We start from the raw sequence: 26,242 nt of genomic DNA on the forward strand, positions 1-26,242 counted from the left end.
CTCATTGAGCAGCCTTTGATTAGCCTTATGATAACATAGAGAATAACTTGGTTTAATTACTTCACAACCACCCGCTGATTTTCATCCTCATAAGCGAAGCCCAGCTCAATAGCTCTTTGAATCCCCGATTTAATCGACTTCTCCAGAGCACTGCCGGATCTAGCGTATCCGAGCGCCTTAACTACTTGTTTCGTTAACTCATCATAGGGAAGACTAATTTGAGAAGACAGAATGGATTTCACGGCAACCGCTACTTCTTCCGGCGGTAAATCCTCGGCCATTCGCCGCTGAGCGTCATCTGTGGCTACCCTGTAAATGCCATACTCGGATGGTTTTATTCCCTCTGGCCAGAAGAAGGTCATTCCGTTCACTTCCGTATGTGCAGGTTGTATCTTCATCAACAGCTCTGTAAACCTCTGATCCAATCGTGCCCCCAGTCTGGTAATGCCCCATGCCTGTAAAATACGTTTTGTAAGTAAACTCCGGCTGATAGGTCCCTCTTCTTGAATGACCTTTCGGATTTGACCCAAAAGGAGCTCCGTCGATTCTGGGGAATGAAACCAATCCGCCCCTAAAGAAACAGCATCCAGAACGCAGACATGGTAAGGCTGCATCTCTTTCGGTTTCTGGGGCTGTGCAGGTTGAACAGGATGATCCGTGCTTACGGGAGGATTCTGTGAACGTTCAAATGTCACTTGTTCATGAGTCACTGCTGCTTCAGCTTGGGACTGAACCCGTAGCTTCTTGACCTCTCTTCCTCGCTTAACAGCTTCCACAATACGGTCCATTACGCCTTCTCTATTGTCCCACCAATCCGGACTCCACACCCTCAACAAATTCCAGCCAAGCTGCTTAAGCACTTCTTCCCGCAAAATATTTCGATCCCGTGCAGATTCTGCATTTTGATACATCGGTCCGTCAAGGAGAATCCCTAATGCATAATGATCGGACTCAGGGTCCAATACCGCTAAATCAATGCGATATCCCGATGCCCCGACATAGAGATCTGCTTGGTATCCGCGCTTTTTCAACTCAGCGGCCAGACTTCGGTGAACATGCGAAACCTGAAGCGCTTGAGATGAGGCCTCGCTTGCAGGCAGGATCCGTTTTCCTTTTTCCGCATACTCAAGGAACGCTTTTAAGCCTAGTACACCTTCGCTGCTGATCCTGCTTGCATTCAGGTGATGGGCGTGCAGTGTTGAGAATACCAGCATTTCGTACCTAGCTCTTGATACGGCAACATTTAACCGTCTCCAGCCTCCCTGCCGGTTTAATGGGCCAAAATTCAGGCTTACCTTACCGTTTGCATCAGGCCCATATCCTACTGAGAACAAAATAACGTCACGTTCATCCCCTTGAACATTCTCAAGGTTTTTGATGAATAGGGGTTCCGGCATTTGCATCATCAGCATTTCCACTTCCGGTTCTTGCTTCAGTACTTCTTCAAGCATATCCTCAATCAAGGTTTGCTGAATGGAGCTAAACGTGACGACACCCAAGCTCTGTTGGCGCAAGACCGGATCCTTAATGCGGCGGATAATCTCAGCAACGACAGCCTCACCTTCGGCTCGATTCTGTTTCGTACGTCCCCGGTCATAATATCCTTCGACAGGGCACCATTTCACACTTGAAACGGGTTCATCCGGAGATGGGAAGGTCATTAACTTATTTTCGTAGTAATGAGCGTTACTGAAAGCGATCAGGCTTTCATGCCGACTACGATAATGCCAGGTCAGATGTCGCTCCGGCATTCCAAGCGCCAAACAATCATCCAATATGCTCTCCATGTCTTGCAGCGCCGGTTCCTCTTCCTCCGTTTCCTGACGGCTCTTCGAAAAGAAGCTCGTTGGTGGCAGCTGTTTCGGATCACCTACGATGACAGACTGTTGTCCCCTTGCCAGTGCCCCAACCGCTTGTGCCGTAGGCACCTGAGAGGCTTCGTCAAATATCACCATATCGAATGGGGACCGTTCAGGATCGAGGTACTGTGCTACAGAAATCGGACTCATCAACATGCAGGGCACTAATCGCGGCAGCAAATTCGGAATCTGTTCAAACAGCTTACGAATCGACATATTTCTCCCGCCGCTGCGAATCGCCCGCTGAAGAATACCGGCTTCCGAGCTTTGCGATGCTTCCTGCGTAATTTGAGGCACTCTCGAAGAAAGCCTCGCCACAATTTCTTGTTGGGTTAGTCTCGTATATTCCTCGTCGGCTTCTTTGAAGCGAAGTAGGGTCTCCTCAAATACATTGCCGGAGAATGACACGAATTGCTCATCACGCGCAATGATGTAATTCGCTATTTTTTTATAGAGTCCACGTTCAAAAGCGTCCTTCAACTGGTCATTAGATAGACGCCCTTCTTCGTATGGAATGACAAGAGGGAGAAGTCCTTGCTCCTCCGCCTGCGATCGCACCCTTCGCCACGTACACCAATCTCTCAATACATCTAGATGAGATATCCATCCATTTGCTTTTTCCAGGAGATCATCGTGCCAGTCCAAATCCTGAGACTGATGTGCCATGAGCTCAAAGTCAATCTGCAATAGATCGCGGAGCTCCTTTTCCTGATGCTTCACTTGTTCATGACTACGAAGCACAGACTGTATCGATTGATTCAGCGCAGCATTCCCACGAAGTTCAACCATAAATTCTGCAATCTGTGTTCTTGCCTGATGGGCATCGGTAGTATTTTCATACCAAGCCGTTAACGCTGCATGCAATCGATTCAGCCACTCGCAAGTCTCCATGATGTCGTCCCACTTGCCTTCGTCATCCCAGATCAGCGAGGAACCAAGGAATGGAGCGGATTCGTCCCTTGCTCGACTTAACTTCTGTTCCTCTTCCTGCAGGGAAATGATATCGATCAAGTGAGATCTGACATCCTGCTTGGCTATCCCTTGACCGGAAACCGTCATTTTCTTCAGCATATTTAAAATGCGATTCTGCCCGGCCCATTTCGGAAGGAACCATTTTAGCTCCAAGCTATCCCAAGTAGATAACATCATTTGGGCATCTAGACGCTGAGTCTCTGAAGTGAATAGTTTGGCAACCCGATCTCTAATCTGGTCTCGGCGTTTGCCCTGAAGTGCTGCAGCCTTTAGCCTTTCAACCGATTCTTCGAGATTGATCTCTTGCATGAGGGCAGGTTTAATATCCGGTACACGGCTAGCCAGCTCACACAACTGTGCAAGTATGGAGATTTTGTCTTGAGTCATCGGAAGAGCTCCAAGCTTGAAATGCTTCAGCGCTTCATTCATCGCTTTCTGACGTCCCTCAAGCTCTACAATGTAGCTCTTTATTAATACTTCTGCGTTTGCCTTCAGCTCCTGTGTATAGGATGTAACCTTAGAGTCCGCCCAAGGGTGCGTGCCCGGATTGCCAAGGGCAGCCCCGGCTGCGATTAATTGAGCAACCGTGTCATTCCATGCAACCAAGGTATCCGGGTTCAGTCCTTCAATCGCTGCGTCATTGAACGTAACGACATCCGGTGCTTCACCCGCTCTCTCATACTCCGATATCGCTTCAAATAAAGATAAGCCAAAAGCATGTTTTCGATGAAGGGCTTTTACATAACCGTTTAACGTCTCTCTCAACTGGAACAAGCGATCTGCTTGTCTTTTCCACGACTCGCCAGACTGTATCCGCTGCACATCAATCGCATTGCTTAATTGGTCAAGGACTGCTCGCTTTGTGCTTTTGTTGGAGTGAAGTTCCAGGCAAAAAGGGCCCAAACCGATCTGTTCTAATCTTCGCTGAACAACGGACAGTGCAGCCATCTTCTCCGCTACGAACAGCACTTTCTTCCCATTGGCCAGAGCACTAGCAATCATATTCGTAATGGTCTGGGACTTCCCGGTTCCTGGAGGGCCGTGCAGCACAAAGCTTTGCCCCTTAAGCGCCGCGCGAATGGCCGACAATTGTGAAGAATCCGCACTAACCGGAATCAACGAATGAGCCGGATGCTCTTCATCGAGCGGCTCGGGCTTGATTTCCACAGATTCCTGTAGCTGTAATTGCCCCTGAATAAGGCTTGCCACCACTTGATTCTCCGCCAATTGATCAGCTCTCGTGCGAATGTCATTCCACATTACAAATTGCCCGAAAGAAAACAATCCGAGATTAGCCGTTTCCTCGATGTCAAAGCGGGATACTTGAATTAATGCATGTCGAATAACGTTAAAGATCTGTTTCAAGGCAATGCCTTTCTCATCCCTCGGAAGCGGATCCAGGCCATCGATGCCGATACCGAAATCCTGCCTGAGCATCTCCAGCAGTGTAATATTAATTTGCGGTTCTTCATCCCTCGCCCGAATGACATAGCCTTGTCGTGAAGATTTTCGCAAAATATCTACAGGAATCAGCACAATCGGCGCATATCGAGGAAGTTCGCTAACCGGTGATTCATACCATTTCAAGAGACCCAACGCAAGAAAAAGCGTGTTAGCCCCATTCTCCTCCAATGAAGTTCGGGCAGACCGATAAATATGTACAATTCTTTTCTCTAGGTCTTGAGTATTCAAATCAGCTCTCAGTCGTCTCCGGACGAATTCTTCCTGCAACAATTTAACGAGTGGGTGACTGGCATTCACACTTTGATACAAGCTGGCGTTTCGCCCGTTATCCTCCCTCCCAGTCACTGGGCCTAGCCAACAGTTGAAATTCATCGCCGTCAGCCAGCGCATCTTCTAAATCTCCCAACTGGGCAGAAATGACCGGAATGCTCGATTTGGTTAAGCGAAAATTGAGCAGTGAATTACGAAGCGTCAAATCTAGCAGCTTACGCTCCCATTGCTTTTGCCTTGTAGTAGGCTGCAACGAATCAACTTCCATTGGTTTTTCCAGCACTTCCAGAAGTTCCGGAGCAGCACTTTCATGGATCTTCGTCTCACGAGTCTCCTCAATGACCCATCCATTTGTCGCCTTCGTACGCAGTGGTAACGGTCTTATGGCTGCTGCGCGCGCTCTTCGAATATCGACCAAGCCATCGAATGAATCGGGATCTCTCAGATGCTCCTCGGCTAGCATAGCCGCTTGATCAAATGGAATATGATCCCCTTTCACCATAGCCGTAGACTCCACCACGCAGATTTCATTTATTCCCGCTGCAAGCCTTTTCGTTAATAACGATATATCATCTTGAACCGTCTCCGAGAACGTCTCCTCTACAAGCCAGACTCCGGCAAACGCATGCCCTTTCGTGAAAATGATCAGGGGATGTAGACCCACCGCCTCCATACAAGCAGCATAGAGCAGGGAAAGATCCAGACAATTTCCCAGGCCATGCGTGAAGATGGTCTCAGGAAGACGAATACGCTGACCGATCAACTCAAAACTAGGAGGAGCTACACAGTAGGAAATCCCGCGATTCTGCAAAGCCGAGTAGATTGCAGCGGCCTGCATACGTACCCGGTTGGGATCCTTACTCTGATAAGCTGTAAACGAAGGGCTTCCCGACCACTGCTCCAGAATGGTGCCCGCCTCACGTACGATCTCGGCCACTTGATGATGATTCGGCGTAACAAAAGCAGCGGTCATCTCAGGCAATACGGCAAGCCCACTCCATTCATCAAAGGCAAGGACGGAAATCGAGCCGCGTTGCTTGAACAATTCGGTGTCATTCTGCCATACCGTCAATGTCAATGTACCTGATATGCGTTCCGATAAATCCCCCAAAAATGAGGTCGACATAAGTAAATCAATCGTACCCAAGTCCAAGGATTGCCCTGCTGGAAGCATGTCCAAATCCTTCTTCCATTCATATGCAAATTGCGGCTCAGATTCTAGCTTCACCGTGATTCCTTTGATATCTTCACCCGTTGTATTCGTTAAGATGATGCTCTTCATAACAGGAACATGGTTCTGCTGCATAGCGTAGTTCACGGTTTCGCTATACAACCATTCGCATGATATTCTGCTCTCCACTTCCATATCCTCCTATAATTCTTGTTTCTCAGTCCTGTAGACCTACATCGATTGCCAATTAGTTCTATAATAACACTAAATAATGGGTGTATCTGCTTTATTCGACATGAAAATACGAGAAAATAAAAGATGATTCGTAAAAGACGAATCATCTTGGAGGATTGTAGATTTATTAATATCAATTAGAGTTAGATGTTATTTCATTTCGATTCTTAAATCTCTATGATTTTGTTACCATTGAGCATGTTGGACAGCTGCTCCATATTTGCAAATGGGCTGCTACTGACAATTTTGCTCAAGCCCTGCATTCCTATAGAAATGAGTTCCTTATCTCCGGAATCAAGCCCTTTATCGATTAGATCAAACGATTTATTTATGGCGGTTCTTCGCTCATCAAAGATTTGGTCGAAAACTTTATGATACAAATCATACTTGTTTTGAATCTCTAGCAGAACAGATTCTTTCATAGCTTCTATTCTAGCAAGTTCCACCTTAGTAGATTGGGATTGGTTAAAGGCATCCGTTAATTGATTAAAGAAAGAGAAAATATCTGGAGCTGGTATAATGTCTGTGACTTGATTAATCTTTTCGATGAGTTGATAATTCGGATCCTTTTTTTGGAATATTTTTTTTAACATCTCTATCCCCCAATTTATTCATCGATTAATTTATTCATCGATCACTGGTGTATCTATTAACACGGAAAAGTCTGTTGCAAGACCACCAATATAGGCTATTAATTTCAGGTCAGATTCTGAGTAGTAATCTTGACGAAATAGTTTGTTTCTTACCCATCTGATTAGCTCTGACCATTTTCCATATTTGTTTAGTTCCTTATGGGTACGGAGCAATTCCTGTTCGAATACGTCGCGGGCTTTATCGATAGAGACGATTAGTTCATGTGATCTTTCTTCCAAAACTTTCAGCTTTAGGAGATTAGCTTCGATCTGATCAATATAATTCAGAACTTTCTTCATTTCTTGTTCAATTGCGGCTATTTTTTTGCCAGCCTGAATATGGCTGAATACACCTAATAATGCAAGTGCCGGTACAGCAACAATTCCTCCTAAAACCGCTGTACCAGCTGCTATCCCACCACCGCCTGCTGCGATTGCTCCACCGCCAAACCATGCCAACGTAGCATTTGTAGCTGCTACGCCGGATAAACCAGCGATTGCTGCACCTGTTGAAGCAGTTCCAACAGTCGACACTAATGCCCAAGCCCCTAACGCGGTGCCTACACCAGCTGATATACTCTTTGTAGCTGATAGCGCTACCTGACCAGCGCTAATTGTTTGATCAACACGAGCGAAGTCTACGGTTTCGAAATTGTTTCCTACTTTACGATAAATAATATCTCGATCTTTGCTTTTTAAATTTTTCGAGATGGTGTTTATTTTTTGTAGGCTTTTTAAAGCAGATACTTTCGTTTCAATAACATCTTCAAGAACTTTATTTACTTCCCCACGTTTAGTTTCCATCTCCTGGTAGATGTTCTCGTATCGGGCTTTAAGGTCCTCAAAATCATCCATCTTCCTCTCTATCCGCCCGGCAGCCCCAAAAGTAACTATGTTCTTGAAAACTCCCACTTACAAGTCCTCCTATGTACAAGGTAAGTTTTAACAATTCACTATTTTGATAATACCAGAAGACTAGTCCAAAGTAACCATTTTCATTTGATTCCAAGATTTAAAGACTATTATTTTCTATGTATACAAAACTCAGCAGTATATAAGTAGTAATATTAGACTACTACTAACACTGCTGAGTTATAATATTAAAAGATAGTTTATACGATCTCCGTTAACTATTTATAATTCCCTTCACCAACTTACCTACCTTCTGCTCAAGCTTAATTAAGTCTGTTTCTAACAAATCAATCTCCACCATATATAAATTAACAAGCCGCTCTCCGGCATAAATTTTGAACTGATTTAAGTATTCTGCAGCCGATTCATTACGAATAAATTTCGGGTAAAACAAAACCAATTCGTTAGAATTGAACTTCATCGAGTACACCAACATCTGGTATAAATCTGCTTCCGCCGGTTTGACTTGATTGTTATATATAGGATTTTTATATTTCGCATCTCCGACCAGAAGTATGTCATTACGGTTAGCAGCGGAGCTTAACAAATAATCCGGCTTAACAAGAAACTGTTTATGCTCTTGATCCAAGTATGCCTGCTTCTGGTACTGAATATCGATGAGATGCTTCGATATTCCGTTATCCAATAGTCGATACACGAAGGTTTCGAACAATCTGTTTAGGGGCAATAAGAATGTAAATACCTGATCGTCTCCTCCATATAACCCTGGCAGAGCATTGGAATAAAACAATTTTGCTAAATTAAATGCCGGCCGATATCCTTCGTTCATTCGATTAAACTTTACACGATTAAACACCTCGGAAGTAAGTTTAATTCGACTGACATCTTCCAGGTAGATAAGAGCTCGCGCCAGCTTCTTTTTATTGTCGGCACTTTTTGTCTTTTGTCCGATGATTAGCATTACAGATTTGAAAATTTGGTTGAGTAAGGTGTCCTCTGTAAACTCTTGATATGCAACTATATGGGCATGCCGCAAGCCATAATTTTGCCGTAGAGATGGTTGAAACAATACTTTCCCCTTAATAAATTGCAAATTTTCCTCTTTGTCCTCATATGAGCGATGAACGTGTCTTTCATATAATTTAAGAAACTGTTCCAGGAATAAATGAATAAACAATTCCAATATATCGTAGTCCAAACGCTGCATGAGTTGTGGGCTTGGGAGCTCACGGACGGATAGAAAACCGGTATAATGAAGTAGTCGCATCAGCAGTTGAGCTGAAAACTCAACTTCTTGGTCGGGAGTACCGTGCGCCGATGAATCATGAAATATTTTAGGCAGTACCTGAAGCTGAAGCTTGGGAGTGGATATAAATCCTACATAATGCTTGAGCAACAGCCGATCATCCGCATGCAGCGTAAAATTCTGCTTTCCCCATATGCTCTCGAGTGACATCAGATCCTTGCGCTCTTCAGATGTAAAAGCGCATTGCTGGGTTCGATCTTCATATAGGGTGATCATACCTTTACTCATCATTTGCCTTCCCTTTATAGATGTCCATCAACGCACGCTCAAACTCAGAAATTCCCTGCCCCTCTCTATTTGGGTTCAGAAAGATCATGCTGCCGTATTGATCGTAGAATTGGGACCCGACAATTTTCTTAACAGCTGCCGCATCATTGTAAAAGTATTCGCTTATCAACGGAAGCACCTTGTAATACCAAGTATGGTACAAATCGCTGATGGATAGAACATCCATAAAATAAGCCTGGCCAATCCGATGGTCACGGTCTAGATGATTCAGAATTCGTTCATTTAAAGTTCTTAATAGTTTCTCTAAATCGACCACATCATTAACCATTGCAGACAGGTTAAGATTCGGATCCGTAAAGACGCTATAATCGGGTTCGATTTCAACAAATGCAAAGCGTCTTCTAAGTGCTGTATCCAACGCAGTTATAGAGCGATCCGCCGTATTCATGGTTCCGATCAAATAGAGATTCCTCGGCAATGTAAAAGGTTTCTGCGAATATGGGAGGGTCACGCTTAGCGTCTGCCTCTTATCTTTCTCAATTAGCGTAATGAGCTCTCCGAATATTTTAGAGATATTGCCACGGTTAATTTCATCGATAATTAGATAGTAAGGTTTGGGATCATCCGCTTGCTGAACAGCTGCAGCAGCATCAGTTGCATGCTCCGCCTGGATCATCTGTTGAATATCACTCATATTGAGCCGCGTTAGTTCATAAATCGTCTTTAATGTCAGACGTGTTCGCCCATTAGCGTCATAGATATCATACGGCTGCTCAAACTCTTTAAGCCACGCTACCTCGCGGATATGTGGAAAAGATTCATTACTGAGATACTTATATCCACTGCGAATTACACCGACATCTCTGATTGTAGTTGGACTGTCGTATATGAGAACAATATCGCCTTCATTCATCTCATTCACTATACTATCTAAGGTACTTGCATCATTTCCGGGCTCTTGAGCACCAGGTCCCCTCTCGCTCTTAAGGATGTTGTAAATGTCCTCATAATTTTTCCCCGTCAAGTTATGGTTACTTAACCAACCTACAGCTATCCAATTGTTCTGCTTACACCGCTCATAAGTTTGATCATCGCTTCGTTTTCCAAGGGATACTTTCCAAATTCGAGAGCTTTCCTTGGTGTTAGACAGAAGATCCGATTTCAGTTCAGATTTTAAGGTTTGTGTAAATGCTGCCGTTGCCATGCCCTTTAAAATTCCATTTTCAATGCCATATTGCAGCGATCCGCCGCTCTCAGAGGCTTCATCTGTATTGAATCTTGGACGAATCCCTTCAATAAATTCTTCGTAGGAGTAGGATTGGTGGAACGTAACAAACTTAACTCGTCCTTCCCTCTCCACCTGTTCAAATGGAACCATCTGATTGCTGTTCCTATTCTCGAACGCCTCGATAATCTTCTTCGTGGCATAGGTTTTACCGGTGCCTGGAGGTCCGTATAAAACCAAGTTTGGATTAAATTCCAGTAGTTCTGCATATCTTTTATAACTCTCTTGTATTTCGACTACATCTTCATCCATATCTTGAATGTATGAATCTGAATGCTGATTGATGGAGCTGTTGTTATCTTTGCTTCTCGGTGTCCTTCTGCGACCGACTAGAATATTATCGTACAGCTGGACAGGATTAGACACAGCATACCAACCCTGCTTGTTCAATTCATGAAGAACAGTCGAAATGTATTTTGCTTTATTAGGTGCTTTATTAGGTGCTTCATTATTGGCGTATTGCAGCAGTTCTTTCAGGGTATAACGTTCGTCTTCCTTGTTTCTGCTCTCATATAATTTCATTAAGGGCTCATACAACATTGCAGTACCTAGCGCATTTCGTTTAACGATACTTAATATTCGGGTATTTTGAAGGTTATCGATCACAACAATAATTTGCTGATCATCATTAGGAAGAGGTTGATCTTGTAAAGCTATGTAAAAGTTTTGTTTTTGACTAAAGTCCACATTTATAGATTCTATGGATTGATTTCCTTCAAGCGTAATTTCAAAGAACCCGCAGCCTTTTGTTGACTTCACTACTTTGTTAAGTAGATTAATATCCAACGAAAATGCTGGGTTGCGTATAAATTGAGCTACAGGGACTGGGGTACTGAAGGGAGTAACTTCGTCAAATTCGACAACTCCTGGGTCGTTTTTATTAATACGATTGGGCTTATTGGTATACCCCTTTACTTTCCAGAGACCAATCACCTTCCCCTCAAAGATCGGGTAAACAAGATCTCCCGATTCAATCCCCCCATACCAAGTATCACCTTTGGGGCCGGCCGCATAAAATTTCTCAGTAATTTGTTCAGGTTTATCTACGCCAAACTTTCCAAAATACAATTTTGTCACGTTGTCGTTCGCTCCTTGAATTTTTTTATAAAACTAAGGGGTTCCACCCAGATCGGGGGTGGTATTTATTTCCTAGTATATTATAGCTTAATCCGTAGCCAGTATATTGTCATCGAATATAGGTTCCTATAAATTACTTTCTCGATCTCTTCACTCTCACAATTCCAGAAATCAATGCATATCCACCAACTATCAGAATAAGTGATCAGCCCATATATTCTCTATAAATACAGCTATAGCAAACATGATAACTGCAGCACTAAAACGAAATGAACCTTCTTGTTCATATTTCAAGCGAATCCCCCTTAAGACAGATTTTCTGATTTGAGCTGCAGAAAACAAGATTACGTGAATAGCATCCTACTTAATTTTCCTTCTACCTTCGTCTTTTAATATTAAGAATGATGCTTAATACACATATCGCAATAGTTAAAAAGACAAATATCAGAGATAAAGTCGATAAATCCATAGTGAATAACATTGTCATGCATGTAATTAACATAAATATGTAAAAAATATTGAATTTTATCATTGCTTCCTCCTTAGTATTGGAATGAATCATTTTTATAAATAATATATAGGAGGGAAGTAGCAGCATAGTGTCAGCGAATGTTTGTTCTGGTACGAAAGATACCGATTTTTTAAAAGTATTGATCTTTCAAAAAGAAAACGGCCATGGCAAATTATGCTATGGCCGTTAATGACATATCTCGTATAGAACTATTAATCTAAATGAGAATATATTTATCTCCGTCTTTTCTTAGACGCCCAACCTCATTTTCAATATCCGTCAATGTGTTATAGAGTAGCTGCCCGTCCTGAGAATATCTTAGTTCGGCTAATCTACGATGTAAATCTCTGGCGGGGGCCTGACCCTCAAATTCTTTATCTAGAATATAAGCTACAAAGTCGCTTTCACGTTGAATTACGGAGTCTTTAATCGAAATAATGATGGAATCATAAGAGCCTATTAAGCCAACCTTTTTGCCTTTCTTCAACACATCAATAATGAGGTCTTCCGTCCACTCCACATCATTATCTAGAGTAGGCAAACCATCAGCAATTAAGATCTGCTCGGCTAATATATAGGGCTGTCCTTTGATATAAGCTTCTTGAAGTTTTTGGAACACCGTATTCAATAGTTGGTGTTCTTTGGTATCATCCCATCCTAAATTATCGCGATGAATATATTCTCCGTACTGCCCCCGTGTGTAATAAAATATATTTTTCGAATTAAATAATACACCATCTAGAGTTTCCTGCCGAGCGCCCAACTCGTCGGTCAACCATTCCCACACTTGCTCGCGGGGAACCTCTAATCCCTGTTCCAAAATATATTGTTCGGTTAAATTTTGCATGCTCACGTCCTCAATTTCTTGCCCAGCTCGAACGACAAACGGATATCGGATAAACTTAGTTTCGGTATCCGTATAAGCTTGCATTAAATCATATAGAAGGGAATCCGACTGGATATCAAGGGACTTGCAGTATTCCTTCATTTCTTCGAACAACAATTTGATATGGATAATAGGGCGAGATTCTAACAATGTAGAGAGTTTATTGAATAATTTATTGAAATCTTCCCGACCCAGAAAATAAAATTCCCGTAGTGCGACAATCCCATAATCTACACGAACATAATCCGTATCTGAGGAAAGATTATATTCGATGGTGAATTTCTTCCATCCTCTCCGTTCTACAAATTCCTGCACGATTTCCTCCCGGGTAACCGGGCGATTCATCTCACGTATATAACTCTTGATCATTTCCGAGTTATTGATCTGGAAACTATCTTTCTCATGCCAAATATGAGGAAATTTGCGTAACTGTAATGTTGAAGAAGCGTGTTTTCTTAACAATGTATACAGTGCATACTCATTAGGAACATTTGATCGGTTCAGAGCTTCCTCAAACTGCGAATACAATCTTCCTACTGATATTGGACTGCGCGCTTCGAGAAGTTTTTCAGCAGCAGCTGCTATCTCTTTAAGTAATTCTATATTAGGTACGACGAAAGAATAATGAATATACGTGCCGCGGCCCCATAAATACGCCGTGTCTGCAAATTCATCTCTGTTGAATATAGATGTAATTTCCCTATCTTTACAAAATGAATCTGGCCAAATAGCATTTGCTTTTTCCAATAATTCATAAGCCTTCTTATAGATTTCAACACCAGTTGGATAGCTTCTTAGTACTATCTCAACAATGTCGGCTTTACTGCTACTGCCTAACAAATAGCCTTGATCGCATCTTCTTAAAAATGAACTTGAAAGTAAATAAATTAATTCGTTGGGTAAGACGAATCTAGCAGGAATGGATGCCAACTTCTCCTCTAGCATATTGTTTGTAATTAGCGTGCCTTTACATGTTTCCTTTAACAGTCTATGTAATTCTTGCTGTAGATTCTGAATCTCCTCCGTCGTCCTTTCGGTCCACCAGCCGTACGACTCCAGATAGTTTACCCCAGATCGTTCTAGTGTTTCGATAATCATATAATGGATAAAAGATTCCCTAGGTTGTAACGGATATTTAAAGAAACCATTTAAGGGTTCACAAGCTGTTCTAATTGCAGCCTCAATAAGCTTTACATCTTTCTGCAACTTATCTATCTGTTTGATTAAGATCTGTCTAACTCGTTCACGCGTCAACCCAAAGTTCTGGCCCATCTCTTCCAAGGTGGCTTTCTTACCCCTTCTAATAGCGTTCCATCGATACCGCATGAGTTCCAGATCTCTCTCACTTCCCCTGGTCTTATCCTTCCCCTGAAGCCACCCCTGCCATGTTAGACCGATTTGCTCAATTGCATCTGCGATCCTTGCTTCAGGACTCTTTGAGTTCCATTCAAGATTCTCCTTCTCCCGCAACCTATGCTGAGATAACATTTTAACTAGCTGGCCATGGAATTTGTCAACCGCTGTTGCACCAACACCTGGATATTCCAGTAGTTGTTCAAGATGACTTGGAAGCTGTCCAATGGTCTCTATCCCTGCGTTAAGTATCTCAGACAATAGTTTGTTAACACCCGAAAAAAAGGAACTGTCTATTGCTACCTGATACTCTACCTCTGCAACAGGTGTTTCTTCATTCCGCCAATAAAATTTGCCCTCTATCCTGACTGGTTTTGCACGATCGATTGGCTGCACAACAACTTCTTCACCAAGAGTGAAAAAATCACCATTCTTCCCTAACTGCTTTAATTGCTCAAAAAATTTAGATAACGCCGTGGACCCAACACCTTTAATTTTGGATGGTAAAACACTTAGCACTTCCGGCAAATCTTTGACGTATTGAATATTCCAGTCTTGTTGAATTCCATTTAGCAAAGCATTGCATCCATTAAATTCAAGTTCATCTATCCGCAATGCGCAGATCTTTTCTGATATCCCGATCTGTTCGCCATTTAGTCTAAAGACCTTATGAAATTGATCCGTGGAATTGGGGAAATCTGTGTGTTCCGAATGCTGCTCTAACTTCTGAAGACACTCAACCGTTTCCGCATGTCGTCCTCGAAGTAACCACGCCAGCGAAGAAACAGGGAGACCGCTAAGTTGATGGGGGGAAATGATCCCAAAACGACCAAGCAAACGACAAACATCAGGAGTTAGAATATCTGCCAGATTACTTTCATCATCTATAGACCCTATATACTCACCGTTTGGATCATGCTGTAATTTAACGAATCTGCCTAGTTTCCCCTCAAATTGGAACCCGAAAAACCACAATTGCACCATGACATCATGAAGAAGTTTGGGTTGTTGTTCATATAGCTCAAGCAACCGTGTTTCATTCCACTCACCAAACTTGATAATTCCTAGAGACTCAGAAATTGCTACCAATCGATCAGAAGCAAATCCTCTTAAATTCTGTTCCAGCAATCGTTCAGGAATCCTAACCATTTCTTCTTGAAGGGTGTCCTTTTCCTTATCGACTACAATGACGGTTTGCCCTGTCGTGTTTACATTTGTCTTGTCGACTTTTGCTTCAACGGGCGACGTTGATGTAGTCGATGGGGGACTCACTTCTAAAGAGACAGCATCTGTGTCATTCGTCGCACTCTCTCTGGTTTGAGGTACTGTTTCAATTCTCAAATCAGCTTGGGTTGTATCCTCTTCTTCTATAGTTTGTGAAACAGCAACCCACCGCTGGGCTGAAGGATCCTTCCCTAGCATGAACCAGGCAGGCTTACGCTTTGTGGACTGACTTCCATTCTTGGCAAAACGGAAATAGATTCCCTGAGCGTTCCATGTACCAAGCGCTTCTTTTAACTCCCAGCCGCCAACAACCCACAGAGCTCCACCAAACGGACGTTTATCGATCACAGTTAAGCTTTTACTGTTAAGCTCATCAGCAATTTCTATTCGATCAGAACCCTCTGAAGAGGGAGGAGCCGTGGTAACGCCCCCAGATTGTACTTGATTATCAGACTTTCTTAAGGAATGCTCAGGGCTGTTTACGACTTCTGCTGTAGCGGCAGCCCGAGTTTCCGCAATGCGCTGGAGTGCTTCTTCGATCGAGCGGAACTTCTCATCCAAGGTAGGCAGCAACCGGGATTCCAACTGGTCGGAGATCACTTTCTCCACAAGACCGGTATCCAGAACTGAAGGCTGTTCAACCTGGTGATGAGCATGCGCCTGCTGAATCGGTATTTGATAGGGAGGCACCTCGGAATCAACAGAGCCATACAACTCTACAAACCATGCAGCTAGCTCGAACATGGTTCTGTGTGCCGTTAAAGCCAAGTCAGGGTGAACTTCGCCGCTGCTATGAGCAGCAGCGTTACCGTTCATCCGCAGCCATTCGAATTTATTGCGAATATCTTCTGTTAATAGTCCCTCTCGCGCCAACTTATGCAGACGATCAATTTGTTTAATGGAATAGACCGGCTCCACCTTTTCCTGAGTCGATATCGTCGTAGCCAGTATTTCTCCAAATAGTCTCCCCTGCATAAGCGTTCCGCGCGGATTCAGCCAAATGCTTCCTTCCGCCTGCTCGGCAAGGGAGGCTAATTCCGGATGTAACTCCCTCAAAAATGCAAAGTTTGATGCTTCCATAGCCATTCCCCTTAATATCGAAACTCTTGCGAAGCCGACAAGCTCATGACTTCTGCCTGCTTAAGAACCATATCAATCGCCAGCTGTTCTAAATCCGGCGGGTATCCGTATTTCTTCAATAGCCGTTTGACCGTCACCTTCATCTGAGCTCGTACATTCTGCCTGAGCGTCCAGTCTACCGTAATATTGTTCTTAATCGACTGCGTCAGCTCATGGGCGATCTGTTTCAACATCAGGTCCCCCATCAATTCCTTAGCCGAGGCATTGGATGCGAGCGCATCATAGAAAGCCAGCTCTTCTGCAACCATGCCCATGTCTTCGCCGCGTTTAACCGCCTGATTCACTTCTTTGGCCATCTGGATCAGTTCTTCAATGATTTGCGCCGTCTCGATCGTACGGTTGTTATATTTACGAATCGCTTCGTTTAGCATTTCAGAGAACTTGCGGGATTGAACCACACTCACTTTTTCAAAGGACTTCACTTTGCCCTGAAGCAGACGACGCAACAGCTCAACCGCCAGATTTTTCTGTTTAAGACCGCGAACGCTTTCAAGGAATTCATCGGACAGAATGGCGATGTTTGGCTTCTGTAAACCAGCCGCCTCCATAATATCCACTACTTCTTCGGAAATAATCGATTTTGAAATCAGCTGATTCAGCTCAGCGTCGAGTTCGGCCGTCGTCTTTTTCCGGTTCTCTGTCGTGATTAGTTTGATAATCCCCGACTTCACCGCCTTCAAGAAGCCAATCTCCATGTTGACTTCTTCGGCTGCAGGCGTAGTAGCACACAACGCATAGGCTTTCGAAAGCTCAGTCACCCAGTTGGTGAAGTTCCGTTTGCCTTCTTCGCCTAAACCAAGCACAAAGTCCACGGTTTCTACAATGGCCTGCATCCGCTCGGACGCTTTAGGTGAATTAAACTTGCTGTAATCGTGTCCATGCAGCAGGTCATGAATCAAATCTAGCCGTTCCAGCATGTAATCGATCGCCTGATCGGTATCAATGCCGGCGGTTTTACGGTCGTTCTCCGTATACTGCTGAAGTGCAGACTTAAGCATATCTGCAATCCCGATGTAGTCAACAATCAAACCGCCCGGCTTATCCCGAAAGACGCGGTTAACCCGAGCAATCGCTTGCATCAAGTTGTGACCTTTCATTGGCTTATCAATGTACATCGTACTCATGGATGGTACGTCAAAGCCGGTCAACCACATATCACGCACGATGACGATCTGAAGCGGATCATTTAAGTCCTTCATCCGTTTGGCAAAATACTCCCGACGACGCTTCGTGCCGATAAATTTCTGCCACTCTTCAGGATCGCTTGAAGAACCGGTCATCACAATCTTGATCTTACCCTCGCTATCATCGTCGCTGTGCCAATCCGGACGGAGTTCGATGATAGCCTTATACAAGTCAATGGCAATCCGGCGTGACATCACCACAATCATCGCTTTGCCGAACATGCCCTGCTGTCGCTGCTCATAGTGGGTAACCATGTCTTTGGCAATAGCCTTGATTCGCTTCTCCGAACCGGCGAGTGCCTCAAGCCGAGCCCATTTGGACTTCAAACGTTCCTTCTGGGTAACCTCCTGATATTCCGTAATCTCCTCATAGGCGCTGTCAATGATCGGACGTTCGGACTCAGACAGGTTCAGCCTGGCTACACGGCTCTCATAATAGATTTTGACTGTCGTACCATCTTCTACCGCCCGGGTCATATCATAGATATCGATGTAATCCCCAAATACAGCCGGGGTGTTTTTGTCGCTCAGCTCCACTGGCGTGCCCGTGAACCCAATGTAAGATGCATTGGGAAGTGCATCGCGCATGTATTTGGCATAACCATACTTCACATCAGCTTCGCCTGTCTTCTCGTTAGCAATCATTTCAGCCTGAAAACCATATTGGCTGCGGTGCGCTTCGTCGGCCATGACGATGACGTTCTTACGTGCGGTCAGTTCTGGATACGTATCTTCGTCATCCTCGGGACTAAATTTATGAACCGTTGTGAAAATAATTCCCCCAGATTCGACGGCAAGAAGTTCTCGCAAATGCTTCCGGTCGGTTGCCTGCTTCGGCGTCTGCCGCAGCAAATCCTGCGATTTGCTGAAGGTTGTAAATAGCTGCTCATCCAGATCGTTCCGGTCGGTTACGACCACAATCGTCGGATTATCCATGGTGAGGACAAGCTTCCCGGCATAAAACACCATGGACAAGCTTTTTCCCGAACCTTGCGTATGCCAGACTACACCGATTTTCCGATCCCCTTCGGTTTCGGTAGCTCGCTCCGTGCTTGCTATCGCTTTGTTAGTCGCATGAAACTGATGATATCCCGCTAAAATCTTGGCTACTTTCTCGCCGTCAGTTTGAAACAGAACAAAATGCTTAATGATGTCCATGAGCCGCTTTTTCTCAAACATGCCCTTAATTAGAACTTCAAGTTGAGGAACAGAAGTAGGCGCCACATCGCTGCCATCGATCGTCCGCCACATCATAAATCGCTCTGCATCGGCAGTCAGCGTGCCCGCTCGGGCGTTCACTCCATCACTGATGACCATAAACGAGTTATATGTAAATAGAGAAGGTATGCTGCTCTTGTAGGTTTGTACCTGGTTGTATGCTTCGCTTATACCTACTTCTTCGTTCGAGGCACTCTTGAGCTCCATCACGACAAGTGGAATGCCGTTCACAAACACCACGACATCAGGACGTTTCTCGCCGTTTTCCACGACTGTAAACTGGTTCACGACGAGAAAATCGTTCTCCTCCACCCGTTCAGGCTCCGTGGCGAACAGCCACACCTTAGCTGTGCGGTTCTCCCCTGCCGGTGTGCGGTATTCCGCGTCAATCCCATCGGTGATCATCCGTTGGAAAGCCCGGTTATTCACTAGCAAGCTGGGGCTTTGCGGCACCTCGACGATGCGGATGGCTTCCTCAATCGCATCGCGCGGCACGCCAGGATTAATTCGGGTCAGGGCATCCTGTAACCGGTCAGCCAAGATGACATCGGTATAGAACATACGCTCCGGATATTCCCCTTCCGGGGAAATCTCCGGCCCGTATGCTTTGTTGTAATTCAATTCTTCAAACCATTCAATCGCCGCTTGCTCCAGGTCGCTCTCTGCATAAGATGTAATGTACACGGCACACCTCCTAAGCTGGTTGATAGGCTGGTAAGTAATTTGTTTGTAAGTTATTCATTGATTGAAGTAAGTTCCTGCTCGTCTATCCGAACGCGAATTTCTCCGGACATGAGTTTAGGGATAAGGGTGTCGCGGATCTTACTCAACTTATCAGATTGATCTTCTAAGTTAGATTTATACTGAAAAATAGAACTTATACTCCTATCAAACTCCTCAATTTTCTCCTCAATAGGAATAATAACTTTGTTTTGCTCCACCATTTTTTTACTCAGACCTGGTACAGCAGAATCAGAACTATATTTAGTTAGATTTTGATTAATTAATTCATAATAGGCGTAGTACATACTAGAAATACAATGGGGTTTCAATTGCACGTAAAAAGTAGTGTCTATCGGAAAGAAATCTTTTTCAACAAAATTCACTGTCCCCGCATTACCTTTACGGCCTACTACAATGCCGGGTCCTTTCACTAGGCTATTATTATGAAATCCTATTCTCCCGTTAGATCCGTAGACAGGGACATCCCCTTCTCTTCTGTCCCCCTCTTTTAAAGCTTTACCATACTTCAAGTCAAAAACTGAATTGAAGTTTTCAATCTTCCACCCCTTCGGAATCAACCCTACCTCACTTTCCTCAAACTCTCCCCCGCTAGACTTGTAAGGTTCGCCATTTTCATTTGGAAATTCAAAGTCAATAAACCAGCGTTTAAAAAGAGCTTGGGCAACTTCTTCGAGGTTTTTGTTGATGGCGTTGTTGATGTTAATTTTTTCGTCGATTGATCCCAGCATATTAGAGATTGCTTCTTGTTCCTCTCCCCTAGTTGGAATAAAAACTGGTAGAGTGTGTAATAGATCCTTTGAAATATTGGGAAATGTAGAGCCTGTACTGCTATTTATCATAAAGGGTAAATTAAAACTAATTAGTGCTTTTACAAAATGTCTAATTCGTGGATTATTTGGCCTTATAGCTGCTAACCCTCTGCCAATTGCATAATCTCGATCTGCCCAATTCATTCTTCCGACTGTGGAACCTCGTACACAAAATAACAAATCATTCTTCAAAGCCATTCTTTTAGGATCTATCGTAAATTGCACTGGTGTGGGATGTACTGTTCCGAATTCTGTAGGACCGTTTAAAAGTGGTACCCCATTGCCCGTATCATTGCAATATTCACCTTTGGGTGATTGCCCCATCAATATAATAGCAACTTCTGATAGCACAGTTTTTTTGAATTCAAAACTCAAACCCAATCCCCCCCAATTGCTTCCGAATCTCATCCTCCAACTGGCGGGATTTCGCGAACTGCTCAGCCAGCTCACTTGTCAGGCGTACAATTTTATCCTCAAACGGTTCACTGTCTTCTTCCGCATCCTCGATTCCTACATAACGCCCTGGAGTCAAAATATATTCATGCTCCTGCACTTCAGCCAATTTTGCAGCTTTACAGAAGCCTTTAACATCCTCATATTGCCCTGCCTCTGTCTGCCCGCGCCAAGCATGATACGTATCGGCGATTTTCCGCATATCTTCTGTGCTTAATTCTTTATGAGTCCGGTCTACCATGTGGCCCATTTTACGAGCATCAATGAACAAAATTTCACCGCGGCGGTCGCGCAGTCCACGTGGCGCTTTGTTCTTCGCCATAAACCAAAGACATACCGGAATCTGCGTCGAGTAGAACAACTGACCCGGCAACGTAACGATGCAATCGACCAAATCGGCATCTACAAGCTTGCTGCGGATTTCAAGCTCACTGGTTGTGCTGGTAGACATCGAGCCGTTCGCCAAAACAAACCCAGCTACGCCGCTTGGTGCCAGTTTGGAAACGATATGCTGAATCCAAGCATAGTTGGCATTGCCTGCCGGCGGAATTCCGAACTGCCAGCGCGCATCTTCCGTCAGTCGCTGACCGCCCCAGTCACTGATATTAAATGGTGGATTCGCGAGAATATAATCGGCCTTCAAGTTTTTATGTAGATCATTATGGAACGTATCCGCATTAAATTCGCCGAGATTGCCATCAATACCGCGGATTGCCAGGTTCATTTTGCATAGACGCCATGTAGTAGGATTAGATTCCTGTCCATACACCGCGATGTCGCCTACTTTCCCCTGATGCTCTTCCACAAACTTCTCACTTTGTACAAACATACCGCCTGAACCACAGCAAGGGTCATAGATCCTTCCTTTATAAGGCTCAATCATTTCAACCAGCAGACGCACTACGCTGGAAGGCGTATAGAACTCGCCCCCGTTCTTGCCCTCTGCACTGGCGAATTTGCTCAGGAAATATTCATACACCCGGCCAAGCACATCTTTGGAACGGCTCTCTTTGTCCCCTACCTTAAAGGAGAAGACATCAATAACTTCCCCAAGACGAGTCTTGTCCAAAGCTGGACGGGCAAAATCCTTCGGAAGGACGCCTTTTAACGAAGGGTTTTCCTTCTCAATCAGAATCATAGCGTTATCGATAGTCTGGCCGATCTCCGGCTTTTTAGCATTCGCCTGAACGTGGCTCCAACGTGCTTCCTTCGGTACCCAGAAAATATTGGCCGCAATATATTCGTCGCGATCTTCAGCATCCGCATAAGGCTCGAGCTCGAGCTCCGCGTATTTCTCCTCGAACGCATCCGATACATATTTCAAGAACAACAGGCCAAGCGCTACGTGCTTGTATTCCGCAGAATCCATGCTGCCTCGCAGCTTGTCTGCCATTGTCCACAGCTTCTCTTCGAATCCAATGTTTGCTGTTGCCATGCTGCAATTTCCCCCTTAATTTGTTTCCTCAATATAATGTTGAATAAATCTGTTCCCGCTGCGCTTCCCAGCGCCGGGAAGCCGCTTGCACCGTTTCCAAATACAGCTGTTTCTCATTCCTATATGCTTCGCTGATCGCTAGCTGCTTCTCTAACGGAAGAAACGGAATCTCAATCTCTCCGACGTCCGCCGGATTCAGGTTCATGACGGTTGTACCGCGCTGAAAACTCTGGATCAGAGCCATACCTACCGGACTTTCCAAAAAAATCTTCGCATACATGCTGTCCACCTGCTCTTGGAAGCGAATCACGATCATATTGGCTGATGCGATAACCATCTGCGAATAATTCGGAAATACAGCCAGCTTCGTTTGCGTGCCTCTGCACGTCATGACCAAATCTCCAGGAAGGACTTCATATCGTCTTACCTTGCGCTGCTCTTCCTCAATCGTCTCCAATTGCTCGAGCTTAACTTCCCCATCCTCAAGATTGGAAATATTCAGGACTCCAATCGGGCCCGGACGCAGATCCTGTTTCAGGATCGATTTCCCCCTGAAAATATCCGCGACTGCTCTCAGTTTGATTTTAGGAATGGCTGCCTGCTGAAAAGCTGTCAACGTATCGCTGTTCTGCTCCAGCAGGAGTTCGATTCGCCAATCCTCCAGCTGCTGGAAAGCAGCGGCCTTTAGCTGAACCTCCTGCTCTTCCTCTAGAAGCGTATCCTTTAACACATAACGGCCAATTCGGATGTTCTCCGGCAGCTGTCCCCTGCAAAACGTCACAAAATACGTCTTTACAGAGGTATACGGTCTAAACAAGCCTTCAGGCAGGGTATAAACAGCCCCGACAGGAAACATCTCGTTCATTCGTTTACGCCAATCCCCGATTGCTCCCGATTGGAACATCATCCGCGCTGGTAGAATTGCTGTAAGGCTGCCTCCCGGCGTTAGTAATGGAGCCAGATGCTGAAGTGCAGCTCCTTCCGCTTCCCGGACCCCGGCCGCCTCATCATCAAGCTTTAACCCGAAATTGGGCACGGCCAGAATAGCATCATAGGAATCTGGCAGCGGCAACGGCTGATAGATTGCCCCCTGCAGAATCTGAATTTGCTCGTTTCCAGCGAAATACGTCTTCAACAAACGTCCGATGATATAGTTTTCGGTCAGGAGGGTAAGCTTTACGTTTGGGGGCGGCGTATACCGCGCCAGCCCTTCCATGAATTTTTCAGCCTCTACGATCAGCCAATGCTGTTCTTTCAGTTCATCAGCATTTTCCCTAAAGGTTTGGAAAATACTCGAATGCACCTGCAGGGAAGCAATCACTCGATCCTGCCGAATCGTTTGCAACCCGTATTCTGCCAGATTGAGTTCTTTCCCCGTATGATACAATTTGTAGAACAACTCCCGATCCCCCGGGAAGTGTCCCAACTCGATTGTTCCGATCCTTTCCTGCATCCGTTCGAACAGCTTTGTTGGATTATTCTCAAGCTCTGTCCGTTCCAAGGCAGGTACTTGCTCTATGTATTGCTTCATCTTTATAACGCGTATCGCTTCCCGAAGCAGTTGATCACGCGATTTGATGTCATGATTCAGACATATGTTCCAGAAGTCTTCGATCAATGAATCACCTACTTTATACCTACTGTTTATAGGTAAACTATACCACAACGATATTTAGTATTACAATACTAAAAAAAGAACATCGCATAATGCAATGCTCCTTTTGATCAACCAATTTATTAATCTGCAAACAAATGGTTGGCAAAAACAACAGTTTGCATCTTTTGAGGTGCTACAAGCACTGGCCAGTAGAACGGCGTGCCGCTCCAACCCGCAGCCGTACCGTTTTGTTTAAGCAAAACAATAGCAGGAATGTCCGTTGCCAGTTCCGTTGCCAAGCCTTTCTCTTGATAGGAATCCGGCGAGTTCTCAAGACGTCCGTCTTTCTTTTCTCGCGAAATATCCCGATCCCGTCTTACAATCGTCCAAACCTTTCCTCTGAGCGTTTCGTTCCCAGATAAACTCGCTAAATATTCCAAGCTTGCGATAAACGCTTTTTGATTCCAGGAATGTCCTTCTTCAAAAGTAGTTCCGACATGCTGAATGATATCAACCACATCGCTGATGTCCATCAAGAATGGTTCCGGCGTGTTAGTAGTCTCCGTACAATATTTATTAATGATGGCATCAATAGCGGCTACCGGCTTTTGAACGTGCGATTTAGCTCTAACTTTGAAGCCAACTGGAAGTAGGCGAGTCTTCGGCCTCAACGTAGTTGTATCGGACAACAAAATTTTATTAGGGGAACAAGGTATGATTTGGCTGCTGACATCCTTTTGAATAAATACAACTCCGTTATCATGACTCCCCTTCTCAAAGGCTTCTCGTAAAGCCGAATCAAATTCGTGGATACGCTGCATCACAGAATATATGCTTGACGTGGTATAGAACCGAGTAACGGTCAAGTCTTCAATCGGTCTAGCCCCGTACATTCGCGAATGCTGAAGTACCGTGTCCTGCTGAAAGGTTTTTGGACGTCTCCCATAATAGAATCCAATCAAATTCCCGATTGTTATGCCTCGATCAAGTATTTGTCCTCCAATAAAAATATTCAACGGCGTTCTAAGCTTTAATTGCCCGGAAGCATCCAGAAGTTCATTTACGTCCTTCTCGGAATTAACCTTTGTGATCATGATGTGTTCTTCATCTAACACCTTCTTCGCTTCCGCTATTATCTCATTGAGACCCGGCATCATAAGAGGAGAAAGCTCAATCGATTTTTCTAAGTTTGCGTAAGCTTCCTGAAGTAAGCGATGAAACAAAGGTGAGTCATCTCGGGATTCCTCTGTTAACTTTTTTACAATGGCATCAATTATGCTCTCTTGCCACTCATGTGCTGCCTTGCCTTGTTCGGTATGAATGATAAAGCTGTATTTTCTCACGGCACTGCCTTCTTGCCTGTCTTGCATCCTTCGTATACATCCGCCAACAATGAAGTTAACAATGGCATCCCGCAGCGATTTGATTTTATTGCTGAACAAACATTCCTCGATCTTAAATACTCGACGATCCTGTTTCTTTAAAACAGCCAACTCATCTTCCGGAACCTCTTCAAATAAGTGGTAGGCTATCGTTCCTTCTTCTTCACTTTTCTGAAAATAATATTCTCCACCAATGTATTTATCGTGGATAGGTACCAACTCTGTAAAGACAGGTTTAATCGGTTTAAACACTTCCGAATCCACAATAATATCTTCTGGCTGGAGATACAGGGAGTATGGAGTAGCCGTTACTTGCAAAAAGCTACACCCCTCAACGTTTTGTCTGAATTCATCAATTTTCCCTGCAATCTTCTTAATTTCCGGTTCTTCATCCTTCTTGCTCGTAAAACCAATGCTTGCAAAATCAGCTTCGTCATCAATGATTAGAATTTTTTTGTCTAAGAGATCGGGATAGGTTTCAAAAAAAGCCTGATGCAATCGTTCCATATTACGAATCTCTTTTTTGACCACAAATGCAAGTTTCTGATTGCGCTCATACCGAGTCAGTGAAGGAACCACCATGATATCGAAGATTTGAATGTAATCACCTTCATTCAAATCCCCAAATTCAGACTTCAATCGTTCCAAGGTTTGTTGGGCAAGCGCTTTTGTCCCTTTGGTCAAAATGATGACTACATCGTAGCCATTATCGTAGGCTAGTGACATGACCCCGAGGAAAGTCCGGGTTTTACCCGATTGAATCTTTCCAAGCAGCATACCTGGTCGATCTAAGGTTGTTTCGGTATCAAGCAGTTTTTGAACTGTTCTTTCCATACAACCGATCATCTCAGTAGAATAATTGTTTTTCTTGTTCAGATACGTAAAGAATGTTCCGTTAAAATTTAAAGTCTTAATCATCCTGAACACATCCTTTC

The 26,242-nt window shown here is 44.3% G+C and carries 12 protein-coding genes; all 12 read right to left on the minus strand.

The features are described 5' to 3' along the window. Positions 1-56: 56 nt before the first annotated feature. The 12 genes from NST44_RS00250 to NST44_RS00305 all read right to left on the minus strand — a co-directional run bounded on the left by NST44_RS00250 (position 57) and on the right by NST44_RS00305 (position 26,225). The gene (locus NST44_RS00250) at positions 57-4,685 is read right to left on the minus strand and encodes a DUF3320 domain-containing protein (protein ID WP_340897256.1); all 4,629 of its coding nucleotides are present in this window, start codon (positions 4,683-4,685) and stop codon (positions 57-59) included. Then, positions 4,621-5,931: a DUF4011 domain-containing protein gene (locus tag NST44_RS00255; RefSeq protein ID WP_340897258.1), complete on the minus strand. Its 1,311-nt coding sequence runs from the start codon at positions 5,929-5,931 to the stop codon at positions 4,621-4,623. The genes NST44_RS00250 and NST44_RS00255 overlap by 65 nt, the downstream gene beginning before the upstream one ends. A 206-nt stretch (positions 5,932-6,137) precedes the next feature. Continuing rightward, positions 6,138-6,563, minus strand: coding sequence for a hypothetical protein (locus NST44_RS00260; RefSeq protein ID WP_340897259.1), 426 nt, complete (start codon positions 6,561-6,563; stop codon positions 6,138-6,140). Positions 6,564-6,593: 30 nt separating this feature from the next. Next, a complete protein-coding gene (locus NST44_RS00265) occupies positions 6,594-7,514 on the minus strand; it encodes a hypothetical protein (RefSeq protein WP_340897261.1) in 921 nt (306 codons plus the stop codon). 214 nt (positions 7,515-7,728) lie between these two features. Beyond that, entirely contained in the window at positions 7,729-9,012 is a 1,284-nt protein-coding gene (locus NST44_RS00270; RefSeq protein WP_340897262.1) for an McrC family protein, read from the minus strand. Next, positions 9,002-11,371, minus strand: a complete 2,370-nt coding sequence (locus NST44_RS00275; protein WP_340897265.1) for an AAA family ATPase — start codon at positions 11,369-11,371, stop codon at positions 9,002-9,004. Before NST44_RS00275 ends, NST44_RS00270 begins: the two co-directional genes overlap by 11 nt. Before the next feature lie 728 nt (positions 11,372-12,099). Then, positions 12,100-16,425: a sigma factor-like helix-turn-helix DNA-binding protein gene (locus NST44_RS00280; RefSeq protein ID WP_340897267.1), complete on the minus strand. Its 4,326-nt coding sequence runs from the start codon at positions 16,423-16,425 to the stop codon at positions 12,100-12,102. 11 nt (positions 16,426-16,436) lie between these two features. Continuing rightward, positions 16,437-19,565, minus strand: coding sequence for a type I restriction endonuclease subunit R (locus tag NST44_RS00285; protein WP_340901390.1), 3,129 nt, complete (start codon positions 19,563-19,565; stop codon positions 16,437-16,439). Between the two features lie 56 nt (positions 19,566-19,621). Then, positions 19,622-20,815: a restriction endonuclease subunit S gene (locus NST44_RS00290; RefSeq protein ID WP_340897268.1), complete on the minus strand. Its 1,194-nt coding sequence runs from the start codon at positions 20,813-20,815 to the stop codon at positions 19,622-19,624. Continuing rightward, positions 20,805-22,328: a class I SAM-dependent DNA methyltransferase gene (locus NST44_RS00295; RefSeq protein WP_340897270.1), complete on the minus strand. Its 1,524-nt coding sequence runs from the start codon at positions 22,326-22,328 to the stop codon at positions 20,805-20,807. The genes NST44_RS00290 and NST44_RS00295 overlap by 11 nt, the downstream gene beginning before the upstream one ends. Before the next feature lie 28 nt (positions 22,329-22,356). Next, the gene (locus tag NST44_RS00300; RefSeq protein WP_260842827.1) at positions 22,357-23,859 is read right to left on the minus strand and encodes an N-6 DNA methylase; all 1,503 of its coding nucleotides are present in this window, start codon (positions 23,857-23,859) and stop codon (positions 22,357-22,359) included. Positions 23,860-24,065: 206 nt separating this feature from the next. Continuing rightward, entirely contained in the window at positions 24,066-26,225 is a 2,160-nt protein-coding gene (locus NST44_RS00305; protein WP_340897274.1) for a Z1 domain-containing protein, read from the minus strand. Positions 26,226-26,242 lie beyond the last annotated feature (17 nt).

The organism is Paenibacillus sp. FSL W8-0919 (assembly GCF_038003785.1).
GTDB classification, from domain to species: Bacteria; Bacillota; Bacilli; order Paenibacillales; family Paenibacillaceae; genus Paenibacillus_AQ; species Paenibacillus_AQ lactis.

Excerpts from the sequence above, each read along its gene's own strand:
- NST44_RS00280 (WP_340897267.1), bottom strand. The coding sequence starts at position 16,425 with ATGGAAGCATCAAACTTTGCATTTTTGAGGGAGTTACATCCGGAATTA.
- NST44_RS00255 (WP_340897258.1), bottom strand. The coding sequence starts at position 5,931 with ATGGAAGTGGAGAGCAGAATATCATGCGAATGGTTGTATAGCGAAACC.
- NST44_RS00260 (WP_340897259.1), bottom strand. The coding sequence starts at position 6,563 with ATGTTAAAAAAAATATTCCAAAAAAAGGATCCGAATTATCAACTCATC.
- NST44_RS00250 (WP_340897256.1), bottom strand. The coding sequence starts at position 4,685 with ATGCGCTGGCTGACGGCGATGAATTTCAACTGTTGGCTAGGCCCAGTG.
- NST44_RS00300 (WP_260842827.1), bottom strand. The coding sequence starts at position 23,859 with ATGAAGCAATACATAGAGCAAGTACCTGCCTTGGAACGGACAGAGCTT.
- NST44_RS00270 (WP_340897262.1), bottom strand. The coding sequence starts at position 9,012 with ATGATGAGTAAAGGTATGATCACCCTATATGAAGATCGAACCCAGCAA.
- NST44_RS00295 (WP_340897270.1), bottom strand. The coding sequence starts at position 22,328 with ATGGCAACAGCAAACATTGGATTCGAAGAGAAGCTGTGGACAATGGCA.
- NST44_RS00305 (WP_340897274.1), bottom strand. The coding sequence starts at position 26,225 with ATGATTAAGACTTTAAATTTTAACGGAACATTCTTTACGTATCTGAAC.